Here is a 25,186-nt window from a genome sequence, read left to right as displayed (position 1 = left end):
GAGACTCGGTCCCATGAAGTCCAATGATCCCAAGGACAACCTGCACCGGTACCTCAAGGAAGCCCGCAAGGCCGTTGTCTGGAAGCTGGACGGGTTGTCCGAGTACGACATCCGTCGCCCCCTGACGCCGACCGGCACCAACCTCCTCGGCCTCGTCAAGCACCTCGCCGGCATTGAACTCGGGTACTTCGGCCCGACCTTCGGCCGTCCGCACGACGAACCCCTCCCCTGGTACGACGAGGGCGCCGAGCCCAACTCGGACATGTGGGCACCCGCCGACGAGTCGCGCGAGGACGTTCTCGGCCTCTACCGCCGAGCCTGGGCGCACGCGGACGCGACGATCGAGGCGCTGCCGCTCGACGCGATGGGCCACGTCGCGTGGTGGGGAGACAGCGGAGACGTGACGCTTCAGCTGGTCATGCTGCACATGACGGCCGAGACGAACCGGCACGCCGGCCAGGCCGACATCGTCCGCGAGCTGATCGACGGCACGGTCGGTATGCGCGAGGACAACAGCAACATGGATGGCGGCGACGAGGCCTGGTACCAGGATTACCGGAACCGGCTGGAGGCGTCCGCCAAGGAGGCTCAGGCCAAGCAGCGCTGAGGTCGTTTCTCGCTGAACAGGCCGACGAGGACCTGGGTCATTTTGCTGATGCCGGCGTCGCGGACGATGAGGCCGTCCGAGCACGAGAAGTAGGCGCCGCCGAGGGCCTCCCCGGTCGCCGCCCACCGCTCCATGATGGTCTCCACCTCAGCGAGGGTGATGATGGTCGCACTCCAGCGGGTTCCGTCGTTGAGGTCCACGAAGACGTCGTCCCATCTGCCCGCTTGTTCGTTGTGGCTCACCGGGCGAGTGTGCCGGGCTGATCCTCCGGCCTCAACTGCATTGTTCCGGCACGCTGCGGGCGGATCGCTCGCCGACGGCATGGACCCCCTGGCCGGTCGGCCAGGGGGTCCATGCTTCACCTTTTCTTGTCCCCTTGCCTACCGGGAACGGCTCGTCAGGGGGCTCCGAGGCGCACCGCGCACAGGAACCGACGGCTCGTCCCGCGCGGCCGGGGCACCGCTCCCCGGCGGGGCTCCGGGGGCGGAGCGAGCGGTGCTCAGACCACCGCCCCGTTGTGGTCGCGCGGCCGTGCCGGGCCCGTGGCGTGCGGCGCCCGGGCCTCCCGCGGCCGGTCCGGGAACCGGCCCTGGAGCAGCACGACCACCGGCATCGCGGTGAACACCGTCGACGTCGTGCCCACCAGGACCCCGGCCAGCAGCGCCACCGAGAAGTCGGCGAGCGAGTCGCCGCCGAGGACCGCCAGGGCGACCAGGACGAACAGCGCCCCCATGCCGGTGTTCACCGTCCGGGGCAGGGTCTGCGCCACGGCGCGGTCCGCGAGGTCCGCCCAGCTCGCCTTCGTCCCGGTCCGGCGCAGCTCGCGCAGCCGGTCCAGGACCACCACCGTGTCGTTGACCGAGTACCCGACGATGGTGAGCAGTGCGGCCAGGAAGACGCTGTCCACCGGCTTGCCCAGCCAGGCGAAGAGGCCGAGGACGAGCAGCAGGTCCTGTGCCATCGCGATCACCGCGGCGGCCGCGAAGGTCCACCGGAAGCGGATCGTGAGGTAGAGCAGCTGGGCGGCGACCGCGAGCCCGAGCGCGGCCAGCGCGTAGCCCCGCAGTTCGCTGCCGAGGCTCGGCCCGATCAGCTCGTCGCGTTCCACGGACAACTCGCCGGTGACGTCGGTGAGTGCCTCCCGGATGCGCTGCTGCTGGTCGTCGCCGGTCTCCTTGGTGCGGACGGACACGCCGGTGTCGCCGGTCGTCTGCACCACGGCCTGCGGGAACCCGGCGTCGACCACCGCCGCACGGGCGGCGTCCGCGTCGACCCGCTGCGCGGCGGTGTACTGAGCCACCCGGCCGCCGGTGAACTCGACGCCGAAGTCCAGGCCGCGCCCGCCGATCCCGGCCAGGGCGAGCAGCAGCAGCCCTGCGCCGGCGCCCAGCCAGCGCCGCCGGTGGCGCATCAGCCGGGGCGGCCGCCGGGTCAGCCGGGTCCGGAGCCGGCCGACGGTGGCCATGCCGGTCAGGGTGGGCCGCCGGGCGCCGGCCGGCCGTCGCACCGCCCACTCGGCGAGCAGCCGGGTGATCAGCATGGCCGAGAACATCGAGGCCAGCACGCCGATCGAGAGCGTCACCCCGAAGCCCTTGACCGGGCCGGTGGCGAACACGAAGAGTAGTCCGGCGGCGAGCAGCGTCGTCACGTTGGAGTCGGCCACCGCGCTCCATGCCTTCGCGAACCCGACGCGGAGCGGGCGCCGCAGGTCGCGCTCCTTGCCCGGGCCGGCCGCCCGGGGCGCGGTGTACTCCTCCCTGGCCCGTTCGAAGACCAGCACGTTGGCGTCCACCGCCATGCCGATGGCGAGCACGAAGCCGGCCAGTCCGGGCAGGGTGAGCGTCGCGCCGAGCGAGACCACGGCGGCGTACGAGATCAGTCCGTAGAGGGCGAGCGCGACGGTGGCCAGCACCCCGAGCAGGCGGTACACCGCGATGATGAAGGCCCCGGTGCAGAGCAGGCCGATGACCGCGGCCAGGGCGCTGGCCCGGATCGCCTCGGCGCCGAGGGTGGGGCCGACGGTGCTCTGCTCGATCACCGTCACCGGGACGGGCAGGGCGCCGCCCTTCACCAGGGCCGCGAGGTCGCGGGCCTCGTCGGCCGAGAAGCCGCCGGTGATCTGCGTCGAACCGCCGGTGATCCCCTGCCCGCAGGGCACGCTGTCCTGGACTCCGGGGGCGGACAGGACGCGGTCGTCGAGCACGATGGCGACCCGGCGGGCGGGGTCGGCCGGGGCGGCGCACGCCGCCTCCCCGGTGAGCCGGGCCCAGGCGTCGCCGGCCGAGCCGCGGAAGGAGAGGTCGATGCTCCAGCCGAGGCCCGTCCGGGTGTCGAGGACGGCCGAGGCGTCCTTGACGCCGTCACCGGTCAGCACCGGCGGGCCCAGCCGCAGGTGGCCGCCGGGCAGGCCCGGGTCGGCGAGGACCCGGGAGCCGTCCGCCGCAGGGGGGCCGGCCGGGCCGTCGGCGGCGGCGGTGACGGGGTGGAAGGTGAGCTGGGCGGTGCGGCCGATGACCCCGGCGGCCTCGCGGGGGTCCTGGACACCGGGGAGTTCGACGACGATGCGCTGTTCCCCGGCGCGGGCGAGCGAGGGTTCGGCGACGCCGAGGCCGTCGACCCGGCGGCGCAGCACCTCCAGCGCCCGGTCGGTGGCGTCCGCGTCGGCGCGGACGGTGGGCGAGTCCTGGGTCTCCAGGACGATCCGGGTGCCGCCGCGCAGGTCGAGGCCGAGGCGGGGCGGGGTGGTCAGGGCGACGTAGAGCGAGACACCGACGACGGCGAGCGCGACGAGCGCGCGCCAGAACGTGGCACGGCGAGTGGGCATGGGTACTCCACGGGCGGTCCGCGGGAGCCGGGCGTCCGCGGGGGACGCCGCACCCGGGACGGGCGGACGCGAGGGGACGGCGCGCCGCCGGGAACGCTCCGGGCACGGTGGCCGGAGTCCTCCCCGTCCGGGCCGCGGACAGGCCGCGGCACCCGGGTCGGCGGGCGCGGTGAGACGTCAGCTGGACCGGGTGGCGGGAGGACCGCGGGTGTGGCGGGGGTCGTAGTGGCCGGACGGCGGCGCCCGCTCCTGACGCGGCCCCGGGGCGTACACCCCGGGCCGGGGCCGGGGGACGTCCGTCCGGGCGGCCGGGAGCGCGGCAGGCGGGAGCGCGGGCAGCCGGACGCCGGGCTCGGCGGTGGCCGTCTGCCGCCGGGCGACATCGAAGCCGGGGTGGTCCGCTGCGCGCCGGACCTCCGCGCCCGCCGGGCCGAGCCGTACGGCGGGGGCGGTCGGGGCGGGGGCGGCCGGGGCGGCGATGGCGGGCGCCGCGTCAGGAACCGGCTGCGCCGGGCCCGTCGCCGTGCCGAGGAGGACCTGGCAGACGGCCCAGACCGCGAGGAACGCGCAGGACAGCGCGGCGGCCGCGGTCCGGCGTACGCGTCGCTCCACTCCGGACCCCTCCCCGCTCGTGCCGTCACCCGGTCCTGTCCGCAAGAACCTCTCACTGTAGGCGACGGCCCCGCGGCGGGGGAGGCCGGGTGGCGGAGCGGAGCGGACTGGCCGGGGCCACGGTCCGGCGGGGGCCGCCACCCGGCCCGGACGGACCCGTCCACCGGCTGCACCTCCCCGGACGGTCGGACGGCCGGCGGAACAGGGGAACGGCAGAACGACGGAGCGCCGGTTCCCCCGGGGAAGCGGCGCTCCGTCAGAAAACCCTCCCGGGCTCAGTCCTTGGCCGCGCCGCGGTCCTCGGACTGCTGCCGGGCCCGGCTGAACTCGCCGGTGCCGACCCGGGCGGCGAGGGTGTCGTCGGGGCCGGAGAGCAGCGAGCCGTAGCCGGTGGCGGCCCAGAGGCTGCGGTCGGCGGGCATCTCGAAGTAGGGGATGGTGCGCCCCTGGTCGCGGACGGCGAGCACCTGGGGTGCGCGGCGGGCGCGCAGGGCCTGGGCGCAGTCCTCGCAGACGGCGACGTCGACGCGTTCCCGGCGCCCCAGCGGGCGCCAGGTGGTGCGGCGGACGGCGGCGCCGTGCCGGGGGTCGAAGAAGCACAGCGGAAGCCGCGGTTCGGCCGCGAGCGCGGAGCGTCCTTCGGCGGCCAGGGCGAGCACGCCCGCCAGGTCGGGGATGCCGCGGGCGGCGTCCAGGACCCGGCCGGCCGCGTCGTAGGCGTCCAGGGCGCGGCCCAGGCCGGGGGTGGTGGCCCCGTCGGCGCCGTCCACGGCCTCGCCGAGGGCGAGCACCTCGGCGGCGGCCTGCCGGCGCAGCCCGGCCTCGTCGGCGGCCTGATCGGCGGCGAAGACGGCGTCGGGGAAGGTGAAGGCGGTGTGCCGGGGCGAGCGGCGGCGGAGCACCAGGAAGGCGGCGCCGCCGACGGCGAGGACCAGCGCCGCGGCGACCGCGAGCAGGGTCCCCTGGCCACCGGAGGAGGAGTCGGCGGCCTGGTCCTTCGCCTTGGGCCGGGCCGAGTACTCGCGGTCGACCCGGGCGGCCTCGGCCTTGTAGACCGCGGTGCCCTGGCCGGTCTTGATCAGTTCGATGGCCCGGCCGACGCGGGCGGCCAGTCCGGCATCCTTGAGTTCCTTGAGCATGCCCACGGCCATGGCCGAGTCGCGGGTCTGGTGGGTGTCGTTCGGCCACTCGGTGCCCTTGAGCCAGCTCACGTACTCGTCGTTGGTGAGCAGGATCAACTGCGGCTGGCCGAGGCGTTCCTGGAGCACCGCGGCCAGGCCCTTGGCGCTGCCGCCGAACGCGTCGCCCTTCTTCAGCGGCACCAGCACCACCTTGATGGGCAGGCCGGTCGCGGCGATCTGGTCGGCGAGTTCCCGCTGTTGGGAGGCGGTGACGGCGGCCGCGAAGGACGGGTCGACGTAGACCGGGCTGGTGGCCAGCGCCTCGGCGATGGTCGTGGCGGTCGGTCCGGGGCCGGCGCTGTCCGCGCGGGCGGGGGCGCCGGTGCCGAGCAATGCCACGCAAGCCATCAGCAGCGCGGCGAACAGCCCTCCGAGCAGGCGCCGGTCGGGGCCGGCGGACGGGTGGCGGACGGTCGGGTGGTCACTGGACACTGGCGGACTCCCTGGCCCTGAGGATGAGTGCTTCGAGCCCTTCGCGGGCGGCCGGCAGGATCTGCCCGGCCTCGTCCCAGGCGGTCCGGGTGCGGTCGTCCGCCCCGGGCAGGCGCAGCAGCCGGTCGCGGGCCAGGCCCGCACGGGCGGCCTGGTCGGCCCCGCCGCTGCGGAGGGCGTCCCGGCAGGTGGGGCACAACTGCGCGGACCGGGGGCCGATGCCGAGCTCGGCGAACCAGGCCGGCACCCGGCCGCCGGTGGCCTCGCCGTGCAGCGGGTCGAGCCGGCAGAGGGTGGGGTGGAGGTGGCCGCGGAGAGCGGCCAGCCCGGCCTCGGCGAGTACCACGACGGCGGCCAGGTCGCCCGCCTCGGCCGACCCGTCGGGGTGCTGCCCGTTGCTGTCGGCGAGGAGTCCGGCGGCGTCCAGGCAGTCCCAGGCGCGGGTGCGGCCGGGCGCGTCCTGGTCGGCGGCGGCCAGTCGCGCGGCGAGTTCGCGGACGCCCTCGCCGGCCCGGGCACGCAGGTGCCGCAGGGACGGCAGCGGGCCGGTGTGCCGGGGCTTGGCGTGCTGCTGCGAGGAGCCGGCCGCGCGGGCGCGCCGGGAGCGGAGCACGGCCCGGGCGGTGGCGAGGGCAGCCCAGGCCAGCAACAGCAGGACGCCGAGCAGCATCACGCCGAGCGCGATGCCGCCGCCGAAGTCGTTGCTGAACAGGGCGGGCAGCCGGTTGTCGTGCAGTGGGGGCAGCGTGGTGTCGCGTTCCGCGGGATCGTAGCCCGGCTTCGGCTCGGCGGCGGCGACGGCGTCCAGCACCTGGTTCAGCCGCGGTGCCACGTTCAGACCCTTGGTTTCGCCGCGCGCGTACTTGACGTCCGTCGGTACGCGTGCGAAGCGGTGCAGGGTGTCCTGGCCGGTGCCGTAGCTGTCGAGTCCGATCACGCCGGTCAGCTGGTCGACGAGGATGTAGACGCCGTTGCGGCCGGTGCGTTCGTGGATCAGGGCGAGCAGCAGGTCGCGGTCGGAGCGGGTCTCGCCGTCGCTGTCGGCGGAGGTGACCACGATGTGCACCGGGCCCTTGGGGGCGAGTTCGGTGAGCCGCTGCCGGATCGCGGGCAGGTCGGCGGCGGTCAGGGCGTCGGGGCCGGACGGGTCCTGGTAGACCGGGTCGGCCGTGAGCCCGGTGGCGATTTCGTCGACGCGGGCGTTCAGGTCCGCCTGGGTGACGTTCAGGTAGGGGCTGTCGATGACCTGGGGGAAGGCGGTGGGCGCGTAGTGCACCACGCCGAACACGGCGGCGGCCGTCGCCAGCAGTGTCACCGGCAGCAGGCCGCGGAGGCGCCACCCGGCGCCCGGGGTCCGGGCAGCGGGGGGCACCACCTCCGGGCCCTTGTCCAGGCTGACGGCGGGCTTCCTGCCCGACTTCAGGCCGGTCTTGGGTCCAGCCTTCCGGCCGGTCTTCCGGGCGGGGTCGGCGCCGGAGGAGCGGGTCCGGCGGAGGGAGAGGCGAAGGCCGAGGGCCAGCACCAGGCCGGGGATCACCACCACGGCCAGCCCGAGCAGCAGGTTCTGGTTCTGCCGGTCGGTGGCGCTGATGTACGCGCTGGGCCGGTCGCTGTCGCGGTACCGGCCGTACACTTCCTCGGCCTTGGCGGCGGCCCGGTCCTTGCCGGAGGCGACGGCGTCGACGAAGTTCTCGAACCCGGCGAGCGGCCCGGCCCTGTACGGGGTGCCGTACAGGGAGACCCGGCGGGCCTCGTCCACCGGAACGTCGACGCCGAACGCGGTCGCGGTGATGAGGCCGTAGCCGCTGATCACCACGTAGAGGCCGTCCGCGCCGAGCCGGTCGTGCACCAGGGCGAGCAGCGCGGCGTCGCCGTCCGGCAGCGCCAGCACGTAGGTGGGGACGCCGGTGCGCTCGGCGAGGGCGGCGATCTCCGGGGCGAGCGAGCGCGGAAGCCGGCGCGGCTCGGCGGCCGAGACGTAGACCGGGTTCTTGCGCAGTTCCTCGGCCAGGCGCTCGGCCTGGGTTGTGCCGCCGGCGGGTTGACCGCTCGGCGCGGCGGTGGCGGTCGCCGTGGACGCTGCCGCGGGGCTCGGCCCGGCGCTCGGGTCGGCCGCGACGGCCGTTCCGGCGCTGCCGAGCAGTACGAGCGCCGCGAGCGCCGTGCCCGTCCGGGCCCGGAATATCCCGGTCCGTCTCCGTATCCCTGTCGGTGTCCGCATCTGCGCCCTCCCGGTGGTTCGGCCGGTCACTTTACCTGGGCTTGGTCTCGACGAGTGCGGACGCCCCCGGTCCCCGGGGGCGGCGCGAGGCGGGGGAGGGGGATCGGGGGCGGCGTCACGGGCGCGGCCGGAAAGTGAGCCGAGTGCTGGTGTACGGCGTCGTCACCGACGTGTGCGTGGCCGGATCGGACCGCGAACGCGTCGCCCGTCCGTACTCGGGCGCCCCGCGCCCCATGGCGCGGGGCGCCCCGGCCCGGATCGGGATGTCCGGGCCGGGGCGCCCCCGGGTGTGCTGTGCGAGGCCTGATCCGAACGGCCTCCGGGCATGTCCCGTCAGCGGAAGCTCTTCAGGAACAGGGAGTTCCCGTCGTCCTCGTAGGAGTTGTTCACCCCGTTTCCGCCGGTGTAGTCCAGGCGTTCCATGTCGGCCCAGTCCGGGATGGCGGTGCCGGAGGAGGTCAGGTGCTTGAAGAGACGCGGATCGGTGGCGTCGGAGCCGAACTGGTAGACGCGCTGGCGCGTCGAGTAGGGCTGGTACGGCAGGTAGGGGCCGCGGGCGGTGGTCTGCTTGGTCAGGGCGTTGTTGAAGAAGACGTTCTGGGGGCCGCTGGAGCCGGACCACTTGACGGCCTTGTTGCCCGCGCTCCAGTAGATCGGCCACCAGGTTCCCTTGTCGCTGACACCCCCCTCACCGCCGCAGTTGACGGTGCAGTTCTTGGAGGCGTGCTCGAAGGGCACGTGGACCACGTTGTTGTCGAAGAGGTTGCGGCGCTCCCATCCGCCGTGCAGGTTCAGGTCGGAGTCGAAGTCGTTGGCGAACGCGACGTTCCCCGAGGAGGACCACTGGAAGGTGAAGTGGCGCAGGTTGCGGGTGGTGTTGAACGCGTACAGGGAGTCCCACACGCGCGAGCCGCGCAGGTAGCCGTTTCCGCCCTTGCCCTTGTTCCAGGCACCGTCGAAGTAGTTGTTCTCGATCTGGAGGTTCTTGGCGACCTCGGTGACGATCGGGTGCGATCCCGTCATCTCACCGCGGACACCCCGTACCCAGGAGTCGGCCGCCCACTTGAAGACGATGCCGTGCATGGCGTACTCGGGCGCGAGGTTGCCGTAGTTGTGGACCGGGCAGTTCGGGCCCATGACCGTGCACGCGGGGTCGACGTGGTAGGTGCTGCCGTCGTTGGCCGGCATCCCGTCGAGCTGCTGGGTGAAGGTGAAGTCCTCGAACCCGACGTTCGTGATCATCTTGAGCGGGGTGACCTTGCTGGCGTAGACGGTGCCGGCCGGCAGCGGCGGTGAGCCGTCGGAGACGGAGTTCACGGGCATGTCGAACTCCAGGGGCTCGTCGACGGTGACGGTGCGGCCGCCGCCGTCGACGGAGGAGATCAGGAAGACCTGCTGGCGCATGTGCAGGTTGTCCAGGTAGCTTGCCGCGGCGGTCGTGTCGATCTGCTGGCTCTGGTAGAACTTCAGGCTGTTCGCCGCGCCGACCCACAGGTAGCCGCCGGGCCGGAACGCCGACATGTCGGCGTCGGGCTTGAGCTGGATGGTGCGTCCGCCCTGACGCGCGGCGTACGCGGTGTCGGCGGCGGTGCCGGCGACCTCGACGCCCGACTCCCAGTGCTGGTTGACCGAGCCCTCGAACAGGTCTCTGCGGTTCTCCGGCAGTTTGGAGATGTCGCCGCACATCCGCTGGTGCTTGGCGGACACCTCCCGGGTCTGCACGCGGAACAGTCCCCGTCCCGGCCAGATCCAGCCGCCGGTGCCGATGATCGAGCCGAGCTTGCCCGGGCACTCGTAGCGCATCGCGTCCTGGTCCCAGCGCGAGGGCGCCGGGTCGCTGGGGCCCTTGTAGAGGGTGTCGTAGCGGGTCGCGGCGTCCGGGCTGAACACGATGCGGGTCCCGCCGGCGCTGCCGGTGCCCTGCCCGCGGATCACCAGGTAGGAGGCGTCCACCGAGAGCTGCTTGCTGACGTTGACCGTGCCCCTGGGCAGTTCGATCGACGACAGACGGCTCGGGGAGGCGTTGGGCGTGCAGTCGGTGCGGACGTGGTCGATGGCCCGCTGGATGCCGTCCGTGTCGTCCGTGCCGTCATCGGCCCGCACCCCGTACGTGGCGGCGAGGTCCTGCGCCGTGATGCGGCACTTGGCGTCCTTGGAGCGTTGCGCCTCGCCCGGTAGCCGCTCGCCGCCCCGGTAGCCGGCCTTGCTCCAGTCCGGCAGTCCGTCGACGGGGCCCCGGCGGTTGCCCTTGGCCAGCAGCTGGCTGCTGTCGTCCAGGCCGCCGGGCGAGGTGCCGGGGGCACCCGCGCAGCGTGAGGTGACGGGGCGGCCGGTGAGCCCTGCGGTGATCTTGGTCAGGCAGGCGGCCAGGGCCTGCTGGCCGTAGTAGTTGGGGTGGACGGCCTCCTGCTGGTGGCCCTGGGCCGTCCAGCCGATGTCCTTGGTCTGCTCGCTGAGGTAGGGCACCCACCGCACCCACTCGGCCTTCGCCGCGTCCACCGGGGCGCCGAGGGTGTTGGCCGAGGTGGCCTGCTGGGCCGAGGTCGCGCACAGCTCGTGGCCGGCGAAGGCGTCCTGGACGTCCAGGAAGGACACGCCCGCCTGCCGCGCGGCGTCGCCGAGCAGGGCCGTGATGCGGGGGATCACCGAGTCGTGCGCCCAGTCGGTGTCCTGGTCGAGGAAGGGGCAGCCGCCCTGCGTGTAACGCCCGTACTTCTGGAACGGGTTGACGGAGTCCTGCGGGTAGCGGTACCGGCCGCTGCTCGGCAGCGGGTTGGGGTAGGACTGGAGCACGATGTCATAGCTGCCGTCGGGCTGGCCGCTGTCGTGCAGGGTGCTCCTGATCGCCTGCAGGGTCTTGACGACGTCGGCCTTCACCGCGTCGAGCTGGGCGGCGAACTGCGCTTCCTGGGACGCCCGGCAGCCGTTGTTGTTGACCGACGGGTACAGGTAGGCCTTGGCGCAGTCCGCGAGGATCTCGGAGAACCTCAGGTCGTTGCCCCCGATGGACAGGACGACCAGGGAGACGTAGCGGGTGGCCGCCAGGTCGTGCAGCTCCTCGATCTGCGGGCGCTGCCCCTTGAACGACTGGGACAGCACGGCGGCGGTCGTCGCGCCGGAGCAGGAGATGTTGTAGCGCCGGCCCGTCAGTTCCGCGCCGTGGATCTCGGCGGAGTCCGCACGGTCGCACGCCTGGCCGGGCTTGTCCGCGTACGAGGTGTCGCCGTAGACCAGGCTCAGGTCGTGCCGGCAGGTGCTCTCGTCGGCGTTGCAGTCCACGGCCGCCCGGTCGGTCCCCCACGCCGATCCTTCGGCATAGCTGTTGGCGTTGCCCGCCCACCGCCCGGCCTCACCGGAGATGTAGCTGTCGCCCATCGAGACCTTCGCCCCCTCGGCGGGATCGCAGACGCCGCCCTGCGGTGGCGGGAAGGGCGTCTGGCCGTCGGAGGCGGTCGCCAAGGCCGCGGTGGTGACGGCCGCCGGCGTCTCGACGGCGCACTTCCACCGCCACGTGTCGACGGGGTCCAGGCCCCAGGCGCCGCTCTGGACGCTCGGCGCGCCGGCCGTCAGAGCCGTGCCGACCGGCGCCCCGAGGGTCACCGCGAGGCCGTCGGCGTTGACGAGTTGGTTGTATCCGGTGTCCAGGCGCCACAGCTGGCTCTTCGCCGCCGGCACCTGGCAGTCGTTCTGCACCACCGCCCTGGCCGCCGTGCCCGCCGCGGCCACCTCGACGTCCAGGCACTTGCCCGACGCCCAGGCCCGCAGGCCGGAGTAGTCGACGCCGCCGATCCCGGTGGGACCGACGCTCTCCAGGACCTGCCCGAGGTCGTGCGCGACCTCCTGCGCGATGATCGGGGTGCCGTTCTCACCGCGCCGGTCCGGGCCCAGACCGATGGTCCGAACCCGTGCGCCGCCGGCCGGCGCCTGGTCGATCAGCCGGTACGCGACGGGCTCCGCCGCGGCCTGCATGGGGGCGTTGAACTGGACCGGGAAGTGGTCGGAGCCCTGCAACCCCCGCCTGGCCGTCCTGGTCCCCGGGTTCGGCGGCACGCTCGTGACCGCGTAGTCCAGCTCCGAGAGCCGCTGCCCGTCCGCACTCGAACGGGTGGGCTCGCCGCTGCGGCGCAGTACTCCTGCGGGCGGAACCCACCCGAGCGGCTGGTTGGGGTCCAGCAGGTTGAAGTTGAAGTCCCCCGCCACCGCCCACTGCCCGTTCGGGCCGGTGCCGCCGCGCTGCGCCACGCCCGCGACGATGTTGTTCCGGTCGTTGCCGCCGCCGGACCAGGCGTGCGCGCTGTAGTAGACGTCGCTGCCGAGCCGTACCCCGATCAGCGGACGGGGAAGGCTGTTGCCGAGGGGATCGGGCTGCACCACCATCGGCTCGGGTGTCACGTTGAACGGCAGGGCGCTGGTGCGCACGATGAGGCCGACGTTGACCCGGCCGGGGCGAGCCGGGTCTCCGTTGGTGTCGGTGATGGCCCAGAACAGGAGGAACGTTTCCTCGCCGATCGTGAAGTAGCTCTGCGAGACCACGATGTTCGCGGCTGCCGGGCCGGCCGCGGTGTTGTACGCCGCGGGGATCGTCTGGTCCCCCAGGGAGAAGAAACTCGGCGGCGGGCTCGACATCTCCTGGAGCGCCAGGACGGTGATCCGGGGGTTCTCGTGCAGGAACGGCTTGATGTAGTCCGCCCATTTCCCTCCGCTTCCCTGCATGTTCCAGGTGGCGAAGCCGAGGTCGTTGACCGACGCCCGTGCGGGAGGTGCCGCCGCCGTCAGGGCGTAGACCAGACCGATGAGCAGGGACAGCACGCAGCCGATCGCGGGGATCCGGCGCAGGGCGGGTGATCGTGGACGATCACATGGCAAGGGAGGCTCCCTGGGGTTCGGGGATGGGGTGACCGCACGCGTGCGGCCCGCCGGGGCGACTGCTCCCGACGGGCCGAGGGGTGGTCCGGTCGATCTGTGAGCGGGGTTCGATTCGGCAAAGGGGGGTGTGGGCGGCCGGCGTGCACCGTCCCGGCCCCGGCCGCGCGGGGTGTGCGCGGCCGCTCCGAGTCCACCACCGCCGGGCGCCCGGCGCCAGGCAGTCGTACCGGCAGAACTGGCACCCGGCATACTTCTGCCGGACATGCCGCGGCGTCACCACGGCACGCCCCACACAGGACCCGGACGATGAGCACCTCCAACCCCACACCCCGCGCCGACTCCTTCGGCGGCCTCCTGCGCGGCCTGCGCACCCGTGCCCGCCTCAGCCAGGAACAGCTGGCCCACGCCGCCGGGGTGAGCGTGCGCGCGCTGGCCGACCTGGAACGCGGCCGCACCCGCGGACCGCAGCGCCGCACCGTCCAGGCCCTGGCCCGGGCCCTGGACCTGGGAAGCGGCGACACCGAGGCGCTGGAAGGTGCCGCGAGTCCGGGACGCCCCCGGCCCCGGCCCGCCGCCACGGTGCCCGCGGGCACCCTGCCGCTGCCCCGCGACCTCGACGACTTCACCGCCCGCGGCGCGGCGCTCGCCCGCATCCGGGCCCTCGCCGAGGCCACCGGCGCCGCCTGCCCACCGCTGGCGCTGGTGACCGGTCAGCCGGGCCTGGGCAAGACCGCGTTCGCCACCCGCGCCGCCCACGTCCTGGCCCCGCACTACCCGGACGGCCGGCTCGCCCTCGACCTGCGCGGCATGGACGAACAGCCGCTCGCGCCCCGCGACGCACTGGCCCGCCTCCTGCGCGCGGTGGGGGTGGCCGACAGCGCCGTCCCCCACGGCACCCAGGACCGCTCGGGCCTCTTCCGCTCGATCGCCGCCCAACGCCGGCTGCTCCTGCTCCTGGACAACGCCGCCGCCGAGGAGCAGATCCGCCCCCTGCTGCCCGGCGGCGGCGCCTCACTGACCATCGTCACCAGCCGGCACGCCCTCACCGGGCTGGAGGCGGCAGAGCGGATCGACCTGGCCCTGCTGGATGCCGGGGAGTCGGCCGAGCTGCTGGCCCGCATCATCGGGCCGGCACGCGTCGAGCGGGAGCGGCAGGCGGCCGACGACCTCGCGCGGCTGTGCGGGTACCTGCCGTTGGCGGTGCGGATCTGCGGGCAGCGCCTGGCCGCCCGGCCGCAGGAGCACCTGAGCAAGCTCGTCGCCGAACTCACCGGCGAGGAGCGCCGCCTGGACGCCCTCCAGGCCGGCAGCCTGCGCGTGCGCGCCGCGTTCGCGCTGTCCTACCGGCAGCTCACCCCGCCCGCCCGGACCCTGCTGCGGCGCGGCGCGCTCGCGGCCGGGGCCGACTTCAGTCCCGAGAGCGCGGCGCTGCTGTCCGGTGTCGGTGTGCGCGAGGCACGGCTGTGCGCGCGGGAGTTGGCCGACCACGGGTTGCTGGAACCCCATCCGGTGCTCGAACGCTACCGTTTCCACGACCTGCTGCGGCTGTTCGCCGCCGAGCAGGCCGATACCGACGACGGGGCCGTGGTCCTGGAAGCCGCTCTCGACCGCACCGCCCGCTGGATGCTCGCCCGGGCGCGGGGGGCCGCTCTGCACTTCCACGCGGAGCAGGACCGGGTGTCCGCGGGGGATCCCGCCACCGGTCCCGATCCCGATCCCGTCACCGCGCCCGTCGGCCGGCAGCGGGCGCACGCCTGGCTGGAGGGCGAGCGGTCGCAGTGGCTGTGGGCGCTCCGGCGGGCGCTCGCCGCCGGGTGGCACCGGGAGGTCGTCGACACGGCGCAGGCGATGCACTGGTTCTCCGACCGGACGGAGCACTGGGAGCAGTGGGTGGAGGTGTTCCGGTGCTCCGCCGATGCCGCCCGCGCGCTGGGGAGCCGGCGGGAGGAAGCCGTCCACCTCAACTTCCTCGCCTGGGCCTACAACCGGTGCGTCCACGACCACCGCCGGGCTCTGGAGGCCGCCACCGCCGCGCTCGCCATCGCCCACCGGTGCGGCGACCGGCTCCAGGTGGGGTGGGCGCTGGGCTACGGCGCCAGTGCGCTGAAGCACCTGGGCCGGGTCGAGGAGGCGCTGGCCTGGCTCACGGACTGCGCCGCGTGTCACCGCGCGAACCCCGCCCCCGAGGGGCGGATCGCCGAACTGACCGCCCTCAACACTCTGGGGGCGCACCTGCGTGATCTCGGCCGGGTCGAGGAGGCGCTGACGATCCACCGGCACGGCGAGGTCATCTACCGTGAGCGGCTTGCCGGGTGCTCGCCGGACCTGGTCGCCGTGTTGCGGGCCGTCACCCTCCAGCATCTGGGCAACGACCTGGCAGCGCTGGGGCGTTGGGGCGAGGCGGAGCCGTTGCTGGGCGAGTCCCTCGTAGCGTTCGAGGGCGCCGGCATGCTCGCCTGGAGCGAACCCGTGCGCCTCGACCTCGGGATCACGCTGCGGTGCCTGGGCCGACACGACGAGGCCCGCGCGCAGCTGCTGGCCGCGGAGCGCTCCCTCACCGAGCTCAACAACCCGCGGCGCCGCGACGCCACCGCCGAGCTCCGTACGCTCGACGACGCTCGTACCGGCCGCCCCGGCGCCCCCAGTGGCCCGCTGGCATCGCTCCTGCCCGCCCGCGACCACCGCTGAGCCAGGCCCTGGCCCCGGGCGCCGGCGGCGATGCCGGTGGTGACGATCGGCTCGGCCCCGGGCCGGTGGGCGTGATCAGTCGTCGTGGTGCTCTGCCCGCTCCTTCCTGTGGCGGGGGAGTCGGTGGGACCCGACCGGTCGTCCGCCGGCGAGGTGCTCGGTGACGATGCGGCTCGCGACACCCGGGTCGATCCTCCCGTACCAGACGTCGTCCGGCTGCACGACGGCGACGGGGGCCTGGTTGCAGGGGAACAGGCACCCCGTCTGGGTGACGAGCACGTCGTCGTCGCCGAGGCGCTGTGCGGTCAGTTCGCTGACCAGGGCGCGCAGTCCCTCCTCCGCTCCCCTGGCCGCGCACCGCGGGCCGCGGCACACCAGGACCTGGTGCCGGTGGCCGGGGACCTCCTCCCAGGCGGCGGAGGTGAGACCGGGCTCCGTGCCGGTGACGGCCTTCGTCACCGCGGCGACCGGGGCGACGGCGTCCGGCGAGTCGGCGAGGCGGGTCGCGACGAGGATGTCGGGGCGGTGGCCCGCGCGCTCGCGCCACCAGTGCGCGGCGATCCGCCGCAGCCAGGACTGGGCCGGGCCGGAGGCCGCGAGGCGCACGCCGATCACGACCACGGTCTCGACACCCGTGTCGGCCAGCCTCGTCAGCGCGGTGGAGAGCGAGTGCCGGCCACATTCGTCGTGCAGGCCGCTACGGGCTCGTCGGCCGAGGCCGTGATCGCGCTGTCGAGCGCCGCGCGTGGGGGCCCTGTGTGTCAGAGCGCGTCAGAGCGTGACGACCGGGGGCAGGCGGTCCAGGATGCGTTCCATGCCGCTGGTCCAGTTGGCCTCCAGCGCGGTGACGGCCTGGTCGATGTCGCCGTCCAGCAGGCACTGGGCGATCCGCTCGTGCTCCTCGGCGGCGCGTTCCAGGATCTCGTGGTCGCCGACCACCACCCGCTCGTAGCGGTGCAGGGTGAGCTTCAGCGACTCGATCATGTCGCGCAGCCGGGTGTTGGCGCAGCCGGAGAGCAGCAGGGCGTGCCAGGCGTCGTCGTAGCGCTCTATCGTGCCGTGCGGGGCCTGGGGGGCGGAGAAGGCGTGGGCCTCGGCGAGCAGTCGGGGGGCGATCTCGGCGAGGTGGGCCGGGTCGGAGGTGCGCAGGGCCAGCGACTCCAGGGCGATCACGATCGCGGTGAGGTCGAGGAACTCCTGTTTGCCGGTGGGGGCGAAGCGGAAGCCCTTGCCGCGTTCGCTGGTGATGATGCCCTCGCGTTCCAGGCTGATCAGGGCCTCGCGCAGGGGCGTTCGGCTGACGCCCAGTTCCTCGGCGAGCTGGACCTCGTTGATCGACTCGCCGGGGGTGAACCGGCCGCGGCCGAGCTGCTCCAGGAGTTCGTCCTTCACCTGCTCGCGCAGCGGACGCCGCTCGATCGCCATCGGGCTTCCTTTCGTTCTCGGTCGGTAGCGTACCGGCCGGGCGACCGGCAGTTGTGCTCGGGCGCCCGGGGCCGGGTACGAGGGGGCGGCTCAGGCGGTGCCGGCACCGTCCACGGCGATGACGGCGCCGCTGACGAAGGCGGCGGCGTCGCTGGCCAGGAAGGCGACGGTCTGGGCGATGTCCCGGGGCCGGCCGATCCGGCCGAGCGGGCGGTCGGCGGCGTCGGTGTAGAAGGCGTCCGGGTTCGCGCCGAGCTGGCGGGCTTCGTCGGCGAGCATGCCGGTGTCGGTGTCGCCGGGGCAGACGCAGTTGACCCGGATGTTGTCGGGGCCGTGGTCGATGGCCATGGCCCTGGTCATGTTGACCACGGCGCCCTTGGAGGCGCAGTAGGAGATGGCCCGGCCGCCGCCCCTGATGCCCCAGCCGGAGCCGGTGTTGACGATGCTGCCGCCGCCGTTCGCGGCCATCAGCGGGACGACCAGTCCGCTGAGCAGCATGATCGAGCGGACGTTGAGGGCCATCACCAGGTCCCAGTCCTCGTCGCTGATCTCGGTGACGGTGGAGCGGCGGATGATGCCCGCGTTGTTGAACAGCACGTCCACGCCGCCGTGTCGCGCGACGGTGCTGCGCACGGCGTGGTCGCAGTCGGCGCGCTGTGAGACGTCGCAGCGGACGAAGGTGCCGCCGATGTCCTTGGCGGCCTGTTCGCCGCGTTCGGTGTCGAGGTCGAGGAGGACGACGGCCGCGCCGAGTTCGGCGAGGAGGCCGGCGGTGGCGCGGCCGATGCCGGAGGCGGCGCCGGTGACGATGGCGCGCTTGCCGTGCAGGTCGATCATGGGGGTAACTCCTCTGCAGGGGTCAGGCGGAGAGGCGGTAGACGGCGCCGGAGCGGCGGCCGGTGATCACCCGGACGTGGCCGGAGAGGGCGTCGTCCAGGTCGGGGTCGCCGGTGTCGAGCAGGAGGGGGCGGCCGGCCAGGGCGGCGAGCTTGGCCTCGGTGGCGAGGACCAGCAGCCGTTCCCGGCCCGTGGCGCGCAGCAGTTCGGGGGTGAGCTGCTGGTTTCCGCGGCCGAGCAGGAAGCCCTGGCCGCCGATGGGGGAGAGGGCGATGAACGGCGTTGTGGGCAGGGCGTGCAGCTGGTCGGCCCGGGCGTCGCGGATCAGCAGGCGGGCGGCGGTGGCGAGGCCGTCGGCGTGGCCGGGGCCGAGGGCGCCCTCGGGGCCGAGCCGCAGCAGGTCGACCCCGGTGAGGCTGGTGCAGGGGGCGCCGAGTGCGGTGGCCACCGCGTAGGTGGTGCTGCCGGGGCCGAGGAGCAGCAGCCCGCCGGGGCCGACCCGTTCGGCGACCTCGGCGGCGATGCCGGCCGGCGTTCCCGGGGCGGGCCCGGAGCTGCCGGTCTTGCGCTGCTGCACCCGGGCGGGCAGGACCGGGACGGTGAGCCGGCCGTACAGCCGGGCGGAGACCCGGCCGGCCCGCAGTGCGGCCTCGTCGCGGTCCACCACCTCGGCGGGTTCCAGGCGCACTCCCCGGCCGGCCGCCCAGGCCGCCGCCACCTCGGCGGCGGCCCTGGGGTGGACGGCGAACACGGCGGAGTGCATCTTGACCCCGGCGGGGATGCCGAGCACCGGCAGTCGGGGTTCGGGGCCGAGCGCGTCCAGCACGTCGCGGGCGGTGCCGTCGCCGCCGCAGAAGAGCAGCAGTCCGGCGCCGGCCGCGACCAGGGTGCGCACCGCGGCGCGGGTGTCGGTGGCGGTGGTGTCCGCCGTGGTGGGCCGGTGCACGATCCGGGCGGGCCGGCCGGCCGCCAGGGCGGCCTCGGCGCCCATCGGGCCGTCGGCGGTGATCAGCTCCACGTCCGGCGGGAGGTGGCGCAGCGTCAGCACGGCCCGTTCGAGCGCCTCGGGGCGGGCGCCGAGGTCCAGCGCGCGCCGCTGGATCTCGGCGCCGTCGCTGCCCTTGAGGCCGACCCGGCCGCCGATCCCGGCGACCGGGTTGACCACGAGCCCGATCCGGGGCCGGCCCTGCTCGGCCCCGGGCCCGTTGCGGGGCGGGTCCTGCTCGGCCCCGGGTCCGGTCCGGGGCCCGGCCGGGGGAGACGTCACGGCTGCTCGCCCAGGACCTTGCGGCGGTAGGCGCGCCAGCTGACCGCCCAGACCGCCGGGTCGTCCAGCGGCTCGTGCCGGATCCGGTGCACGGTGGAGCGGTGCGGGGCGGTGCGGACGGTGTCCGGGTCCTCGTACGCCTCGCGGGCGACCTCGGCCAGGATCGCCGCGTACTCGTCCAGGTCGGCGCGGGAGTAGGACTCGGTGGGCTCCAGCGTCATCGGCTCGGGGACGACGTACGGGTGGTGGCTGGTCCAGTAGTGGGTGCCGAAGTCGGCGGCGCGGTAGCCGAGGTCCTCGCTGTGCAGGCCGGTGTCCTCGGCGAGCTGCTGCCAGCTGTAGCGGACCTGTTCGACCCGGGGGCGCCCCTCGGCGTACGGGACGGAGACGCCGCGGATCTGCCGGACCCGGTGCAGCAGGTAGTTGTTGTTGAGCACGGCGGTCTCGGCGACCTCGCGCAGCCCCTCGGCGCCCAGGGCCGTGATCCAGGCGTAGGCGCGCACCAGGTTCGGCACGACGCCCAGGTAGGGGCGGATCTTGCCGACCGAGTCCGGCCGGTCGTCGTCCAGGACGTACCGCTCGCCGTCGAACTCGACGGTGGGGCTCGGCAGGTAGGGCGCCAGCTCCGCGGTGACGCCGCAGGCACCGGCCGCCGGGCCGCCGCAGGCGTGCGGGGTGGAGAAGGTCTTGTGCAGGTTGAAGTGGCAGAGGTCGAAGCCGGCTTCGCGGGCCCGGGTGATGCCGAGGATGCCGTTGGCGTTGGCCTGGTCGTAGGCGCACAGGCCGCCGGCCTCGTGGATGATCCGGACGAACTCGGCGATCCGGGGGTTGTAGATGCCGGTGTCCTCGGGGTTGGTGATGAGGAGGGCGGCGGTGCGCGGGCCGACGGCGGCGCGCAGCGCCTCGATGTCGGGGTAGCCGTCGGCGTCCGGGTGCAGGGTGATCACCCGGAAGCCGGCGGTCTTGGCGCAGGCGGCGTTGGAGGGGTGGGAGAAGGCGGTGGTGATGACCTCGTCGCGCTGCTGCGCCTCGCCGCGGGCGGCGTGGTGGGCGCGGATCACCGAGACGTTGGTCCAGATCGCCGCCGAGCCCGCGCCGGGCTGGAGGCAGACCCGGTCCATGCCGGAGATCTCCCTGAGCAACTGCTCCAGACGGTGGACGAGTTCGAGGACGCCCTGGACGGTGGAGGCGTCCTGGGCCGGGTGCAGGGCGGCGATCCGGGGGTCGCGGACGAAGGTGTCGTTGACCTTGGGGCTGTACTTCATGGTGCAGGTGCCCTGGCCGACGTCCACGTTGAGGTCGGCGCCGAGGTTCTCCTGGGAGAGCCGCAGGTAGTGCCGGAGCACCTGCTGCTGGCCGAGTTCGGGCAGGGCGGGCGGTGTCGCGCGGCGCAGCGCGGCGGGCAGCCGTTCGGCGGGGTCGCCGACGGCGGCGGTGACGGCGGGTTCGGGCAGCGGGGGCAGGACGCCGCGCTCGCCGGGGGTGCCCAGTTCGAAGATCAGCTTCTCGTCCCAGCGGGCCTGGTGGAAGCGGCGCAGGGCGGGCTTGGGGGCGACTCGCGGATCTACGGAGCCGTTTGCCTGATGATTCGTCACTTCACGGTCTCCTCAAGCGCGTCGGCGAGGCGGTCGATGTCGGCTTTGGTGTGCAGCTCGGTCACGCAGTAGCGGCCCTCGTCGGCCGCGGCCGGGGTGCCGCCGTGCAGGCCGAGGGCGAGCAGGGCGTCGGCGATCTCGGCGGCGGTGCGATCGCCGGTGTAGCGGACGGTGAAGTCGGCGAAGTGCACGGCCTCGGGGTCGGCCGGTTCGACGCCGGGGACGGCGGCGAGGCGCTGCCGGGCGTAGGCGGTGTTGGCGAGGATCGTGGTGCCGATCTCGCGCATGCCGTGCGGGCCCATCAGTGCGAGGTAGACCCCGGCGGCGATGCCGTGCAGGGCGGCGGCGGTGCCGACCCACTCCTTGCCCTCCTCGCGCAGCGCGAAGGAGGTGCGCTCGTACGCGACGTCGCCGAAGCCGTACTCGCCGGGGACGTCGGTGGGGACGAGGCCGAACAGCCGGCTCGGGTACTCGGCGACGAGGCGCTCGTCGTCGGGGCTGCCGATGAAGCCGGCGTTGCCGCCGCCGAAGCTCGGGTGGATGCCGAGCGGCTGGAGTTCGCCGCAGGTGAGGTCGGCGCCGAGGTCGGCGGGCGGGGTGAGCACGCCGAGGCTGAGCGGGTTGGCGTGGACGACGGCCAGCGCCCCGGCCCGGTGGGCGAGTTCGACGTACTGCGGCAGCTCCTGGTCCACCCGGCCTCGGTGGTCGGTGAGTTGGGCGTAGACGGCGGCCGCGTCGCCCTCGGCGAGCGCGGCGCGGACGGCGGCGGGCTCGGCCGGGACGAGGACGAGGTCGTGGACGCCCCGGACGTAGTCGCGGATCCGGGAGATCCGGTCCGGGTCGATCGCGCCGACCAGCACCAGCCGGCGCCGGCCGGTGGCCCGTCCGGCCATCCGCAGCGCGGTCGCGGCGGCCTGGAACCCGTCGTACGTCGGCACGTTGACGACGTCGACGGCGAGCAGCTCGGCCATCAGCGACTGGTACTCCCACAGTGCCTGGAAGCGGCCGTGGTCCTCGTACGGCTCGCCCGCGTAGGCGGTGAGGAACTCGCTGCGGTTGACGATCTCGTCCACGACGGCGGGCACGTGGTGGCGGTAGCAGCCGGCGCCGAGGAAGCTGCGGCCGGGCGGGACGGCGGTGTTGCGGGAGAGCAGTTCCTCCAGGTGGGCGGCCAGCCGGGCCTCGGAGCCGAGCGCCGCGGGCAGCCGCAGCGGGCGGTCCAGCCGGAGGGCGGCGGGGATGTCGGCGTAGAACTCCTCGACGTCCCGGGCGCCGACCGCCGCGAGCATCGAATTCCTCACCTCCGGGGCGGAGTTGGGGATGTACGGGTGGGTTCGGGGGACGCGTGTGCTCATCCTGGCACCTTCCGCGATTTCAGTCACAAGCCTTGACGGGGTTGTGAATGCTGAGTTCTGTATACAGCATTCGGCATTCACCAGTCGGGAGGCAAGATGTCCGCAGAAACCCGGCACAGAAAACATTCCCAACTCGCCCTTGGCCAGGGAGAATCGGCGGAAGATCCAGGGCGTCGCCGACTCCTCCGTGCCGGACTCGCCGGCGGCGCACTGCTGTTGACCGGTGCCACCGGCTGCGCGACCGGCGGAACCGGCGGCGCCAGCGCCAAGCAGCTCGCGGGCAGCCCGGGCGCCACCCTCGCCGGCAAGGTCACCATCTGGTCCTGGGACGTCGCCGCCAAGGCCATGCAGCGGCTCGGCAAGGTCTTCGAACAGGCCCACCCCGGCACCACCGTCGACGTGGTGGACATCGGCTACGACAACGCCTACGACAAGATCACCGTCGGGCTCGGCGCCGGCAGCGGACTGCCCGACATCCTCACCATCGAGGGCCACAAACTCCCCACCTACATCGGCAACTTCCCGAACGCCCTGGTCGACCTCACCGGCCGCGCCGGGACCCTCAAGTCCCAGTACCCGGAAGCCTCCTGGCGCACCGTGACGGACGCCAGGGGCCGGGTCTTCGCCCTGCCCTGGGACAGCGGGCCGTGCGCCCTGTTCTACCGGCGCGACCTGTTCCGGCAGGCCGGCGTCGACCCGGCCGGCCTGAACACCTGGGACGACTACCTCACCGCCGGCACCACCCTCAAGGCCGCCACCGGAAGGAAACTGCTCACCCTGGACGCCAAGGAGGACAGCCTCTTCGCGATGCTCCTCCAGCAGCAGGGCCAGCGCTGGTTCACCGACGGCAAGGCCGCCGTCGCCACCCCCGCCGCCGAACGCGCGCTCACCCTGCTCAAACAGCTCGTCGACCGCGACCTGGTGGACTTCGAGAACGGCTGGGACGGACTCGTCTCCGCCACCCACGACGGCAAGGCCGCCACCATCCCCACCGCCGCCTGGTGGGACGGCACCCTCACCGCCGAAATGACCGACCTCAGCGGCAAGTTCGGCGTCGTCCCGCTGCCCGCCTTCACCCCCGGCGGCACCCGCACCTCCAACAGCGGCGGCTCCACCCTGTGCGTCCCCGCGCAGAGCAGGAACCCCGAGACCGCCTGGGCCTTCCTCTCCTTCCTGCTCGCCGACAAGGCCAACCAGGCCTCGATGATGCAGCACGAAGGGCTCTTCCCCGCCTACCTCCCCGCCCTGGACGACCCGTACTTCCAGCAGCCCGCCCCCTACTACGGCGGCCAGCCGGCCATGCAGCTGTTCGCCGGACTCGCCCGCGCCATCCCCACCGTCGAGTACACCGCCGACGACTCCAAGGCCGGCGACATCGTCACCACCGCCGTCAACCAGGTGCTGCACAACGGAGCCGACCCCGGCACCGTACTGCGCTCCGCCGCCCGCCAGATCGCCACCGCGACCGGCCGCCGGCCGGTCGCGTAGGGGCGGGCCCGATGACCAGTCCTCCGGCCTCCCCGCGCAAACCGGCGGCCCCGGCCCAGGCCCCGGCCGCCCCCGCCCGCCGCCGGCGCTCCCCACGCACCGCGGCCGCGGCCTGGCTGTTCGCCGGTCCCACGACCGCGCTCTTCGTCGCCTTCTTCGCCTACCCCCTCGGCGCCAGCCTCTACCAGAGCTTCACCGCCCGCCGCGACGGCGTCGACGTCTGGGTCGGCCTCGACCAGTACCGGCGCATGCTGCACGACCCGGCCTTCCTGCACTCCCTCGTCAACACCGGCCTGATCCTCGCCGTCCAGGTCCCGGTGATGATCGGCCTCGCCCTGGTGCTCGCCGTCCTGCTCAACCAGTCCTGGCTGCGCCTCCGGGCCGGCTGGCGGGCGGTCTTCTTCCTGCCCGCGATCACCACCCTGGTGGCCTACGCGGTGGTCTTCCAGGTCCTGCTGCGCACCGACGGCGGCCTCGCCAACCAGTTCCTCCAGGCCCTCGGCCTCGGCCCGGTCGACTGGCTCAACTCGCCCACCTGGGCCCGCATCTCACTGATCGGCTCGGTCACCTGGCGGTGGACCGGCTACAACGCCGTCATCCTGCTCGCCGGACTCCACGCCATCGGCCGCGACCAGTACGAGGCCGCCGCCCTCGACGGCGCCGGCACCGTCCGCACCTACACCAGCGTGATCCTGCCCCAGCTGCGCCCGGTGGTGCTGTTCTGCGTCATCACCTCCACCATCGGCACCCTGCAACTCTTCGACGAGAACTACGTCCTGACCCGCGGCGGCCCCGGCGACGCGACGCTCACCCCGGTGGTCTACCTCTACAAGGTCGGCTTCCAGCAGCTCGACTTCGGCTACGCCGCCGCCATCGCCTGGGTCGTCGTGCTGATCATCGCGGCCGTCTCCCTGCTCCAGTTCCGGCTCTACGGAAGGGACCGGCGCCGATGAGCCGTCCACCAGCGCTCGCCAGGGCCGGCCGCACCGCCGTCCTCGCCGTCCTCACCCTCGGCGCCGTCCTCAGCCTGCTGCCCTTCGCCTGGATGGTGATCGCCGGCACCCACAGCAGCTCCGAACTGTTCCACTCGCCGCCGCCGTTCCTGCCCGGCGGGAACCTGCTGCGCAACCTGGTCCACCTCCAGGAGACCATCGGCTTCGGCCGGGTGCTGCTCAACAGCCTCGGGATCGCCGTCGTCCACACCGCGCTCAGCGCGCTGCTGTCCGCGATGTGCGGCTACGGGCTCGCCAAGTACCGCTTCCGCGGCCGCGGACTGCTGCTCGGCCTGGTGCTGGCCACCATGATGATCCCCCTCCAGGTGCTGCTGGTCCCGCTGTTCCAGATGATGGCCGGCCTCGGCTGGATCGACAGCTACCAGGCCGTCATCGTGCCCTTCCTGGCCAACTCCTTCGGCATCCTGCTGATGCGCCAGGGCTTCCTGGACTTCCCCGACGAACTGCTGGAGTCCGCCAGGATCGACGGCTCCGGCGAACTGCGCACCTTCTACCAGGTCGTCCTGCCGTGCGTACGGCCACAGCTGGGCGCACTGGTGATCTTCACCTTCATGGGGCAGTGGAACAGCTTCATCTGGCCGCTGCTGATGCTCAACACCGAGGACAAGTACACCGTGCCGGTCGCGCTCAACACGCTGACCGGGCTGACCCACGTCGACTACTCCGGCCTGATGCTCGGCTCCTTCCTGGCCACGCTCCCGCTGATGGTGCTCTTCCTGGTCTTCCAGCGGCAGTTCGTGGCCGGTCTGCTGGGCGGGGCGCTGAAAGGATGACC

At 73.7% G+C, this 25,186-nt stretch carries 17 protein-coding genes; 5 read left to right on the top strand and 12 right to left on the bottom strand.

Features of this window, described 5'->3' with window-relative positions:
- Positions 1-13 precede the first annotated feature (13 nt).
- Positions 14-607, top strand: coding sequence for a DinB family protein (locus ACIQOW_RS09705; protein ID WP_401081921.1), 594 nt, complete (start codon positions 14-16; stop codon positions 605-607).
- On the opposite strand, the gene ACIQOW_RS09700 is transcribed toward ACIQOW_RS09705, so the two are convergent.
- The 6 genes from ACIQOW_RS09700 to ACIQOW_RS09675 all read right to left on the bottom strand — a co-directional run bounded on the left by ACIQOW_RS09700 (position 589) and on the right by ACIQOW_RS09675 (position 12,743).
- A complete protein-coding gene (locus ACIQOW_RS09700; protein WP_401081918.1) occupies positions 589-849 on the bottom strand; it encodes a hypothetical protein in 261 nt (86 codons plus the stop codon). The two genes, ACIQOW_RS09705 and ACIQOW_RS09700, sit on opposite strands and share 19 nt — an antisense overlap.
- Before the next feature lie 257 nt (positions 850-1,106).
- On the bottom strand, positions 1,107-3,431 hold the full coding sequence (gene secD, locus ACIQOW_RS09695) for a protein translocase subunit SecD (protein ID WP_401081915.1): 2,325 nt from the start codon (positions 3,429-3,431) through the stop codon (positions 1,107-1,109).
- Positions 3,432-3,608: 177 nt separating this feature from the next.
- A complete protein-coding gene (locus ACIQOW_RS09690) occupies positions 3,609-4,043 on the bottom strand; it encodes a hypothetical protein (protein WP_401081912.1) in 435 nt (144 codons plus the stop codon).
- A gap of 275 nt (positions 4,044-4,318) precedes the next feature.
- Positions 4,319-5,656: a hypothetical protein gene (locus tag ACIQOW_RS09685; RefSeq protein ID WP_401081909.1), complete on the bottom strand. Its 1,338-nt coding sequence runs from the start codon at positions 5,654-5,656 to the stop codon at positions 4,319-4,321.
- Positions 5,646-7,877, bottom strand: a complete 2,232-nt coding sequence (locus ACIQOW_RS09680) for a hypothetical protein (protein WP_401081906.1) — start codon at positions 7,875-7,877, stop codon at positions 5,646-5,648. Before ACIQOW_RS09680 ends, ACIQOW_RS09685 begins: the two co-directional genes overlap by 11 nt.
- Before the next feature lie 333 nt (positions 7,878-8,210).
- Positions 8,211-12,743: a GDSL-type esterase/lipase family protein gene (locus tag ACIQOW_RS09675; RefSeq protein ID WP_401081903.1), complete on the bottom strand. Its 4,533-nt coding sequence runs from the start codon at positions 12,741-12,743 to the stop codon at positions 8,211-8,213.
- A gap of 306 nt (positions 12,744-13,049) precedes the next feature.
- Between ACIQOW_RS09675 and ACIQOW_RS09670 the strand changes: the two genes are divergently transcribed.
- Positions 13,050-15,431 (top strand): helix-turn-helix domain-containing protein, encoded by a 2,382-nt coding sequence (locus ACIQOW_RS09670; protein WP_401081900.1) that lies wholly within the window; start codon positions 13,050-13,052, stop codon positions 15,429-15,431.
- 75 nt (positions 15,432-15,506) lie between these two features.
- On the opposite strand, the gene ACIQOW_RS09665 is transcribed toward ACIQOW_RS09670, so the two are convergent.
- The 6 genes from ACIQOW_RS09665 to gcvPA all read right to left on the bottom strand — a co-directional run bounded on the left by ACIQOW_RS09665 (position 15,507) and on the right by gcvPA (position 21,910).
- Positions 15,507-16,052 carry a (2Fe-2S) ferredoxin domain-containing protein gene (locus tag ACIQOW_RS09665; RefSeq protein WP_401081897.1) on the bottom strand — a complete coding sequence of 182 codons (546 nt, stop codon included), beginning with the start codon at positions 16,050-16,052 and terminating at the stop codon, positions 15,507-15,509.
- Between the two features lie 150 nt (positions 16,053-16,202).
- The gene (locus tag ACIQOW_RS09660; RefSeq protein ID WP_188301603.1) at positions 16,203-16,856 is read right to left on the bottom strand and encodes a GntR family transcriptional regulator; all 654 of its coding nucleotides are present in this window, start codon (positions 16,854-16,856) and stop codon (positions 16,203-16,205) included.
- A 90-nt stretch (positions 16,857-16,946) separates the two neighbouring features.
- A complete protein-coding gene (locus ACIQOW_RS09655) occupies positions 16,947-17,693 on the bottom strand; it encodes an SDR family NAD(P)-dependent oxidoreductase (protein WP_401081893.1) in 747 nt (248 codons plus the stop codon).
- Positions 17,694-17,715: 22 nt separating this feature from the next.
- On the bottom strand, positions 17,716-18,960 hold the full coding sequence (locus ACIQOW_RS09650; RefSeq protein ID WP_401081890.1) for an ATP-NAD kinase family protein: 1,245 nt from the start codon (positions 18,958-18,960) through the stop codon (positions 17,716-17,718).
- Positions 18,957-20,555 carry an aminomethyl-transferring glycine dehydrogenase subunit GcvPB gene (gcvPB, locus tag ACIQOW_RS09645; RefSeq protein ID WP_401081887.1) on the bottom strand — a complete coding sequence of 533 codons (1,599 nt, stop codon included), beginning with the start codon at positions 20,553-20,555 and terminating at the stop codon, positions 18,957-18,959. The genes ACIQOW_RS09650 and gcvPB overlap by 4 nt, the downstream gene beginning before the upstream one ends.
- Entirely contained in the window at positions 20,552-21,910 is a 1,359-nt protein-coding gene (gene gcvPA / locus ACIQOW_RS09640; RefSeq protein WP_401081885.1) for an aminomethyl-transferring glycine dehydrogenase subunit GcvPA, read from the bottom strand. Before gcvPA ends, gcvPB begins: the two co-directional genes overlap by 4 nt.
- A 216-nt stretch (positions 21,911-22,126) precedes the next feature.
- Here gcvPA and ACIQOW_RS09635 point away from each other — a divergent pair, with 216 nt between their 5' ends.
- Genes ACIQOW_RS09635 through ACIQOW_RS09625 form a run of 3 tightly spaced genes read left to right on the top strand, consistent with a single transcriptional unit; the run spans position 22,127 to position 25,184 of the window.
- Positions 22,127-23,398, top strand: a complete 1,272-nt coding sequence (locus ACIQOW_RS09635) for an ABC transporter substrate-binding protein (protein WP_401081882.1) — start codon at positions 22,127-22,129, stop codon at positions 23,396-23,398.
- Positions 23,399-23,409: 11 nt separating this feature from the next.
- Positions 23,410-24,351: a carbohydrate ABC transporter permease gene (locus ACIQOW_RS09630; protein WP_401081879.1), complete on the top strand. Its 942-nt coding sequence runs from the start codon at positions 23,410-23,412 to the stop codon at positions 24,349-24,351.
- The gene (locus tag ACIQOW_RS09625) at positions 24,348-25,184 is read left to right on the top strand and encodes a carbohydrate ABC transporter permease (protein ID WP_401081877.1); all 837 of its coding nucleotides are present in this window, start codon (positions 24,348-24,350) and stop codon (positions 25,182-25,184) included. Before ACIQOW_RS09630 ends, ACIQOW_RS09625 begins: the two co-directional genes overlap by 4 nt.
- Positions 25,185-25,186: the final 2 nt, after the last annotated feature.

This window comes from Kitasatospora sp. NPDC091335 (assembly GCF_044757205.1).
GTDB lineage: Bacteria > Actinomycetota > Actinomycetes > Streptomycetales > Streptomycetaceae > Kitasatospora.
The sequence above is the reverse complement of the archived record's forward strand: the minus strand, read 5'-3'. Positions and strand labels throughout refer to the sequence as shown.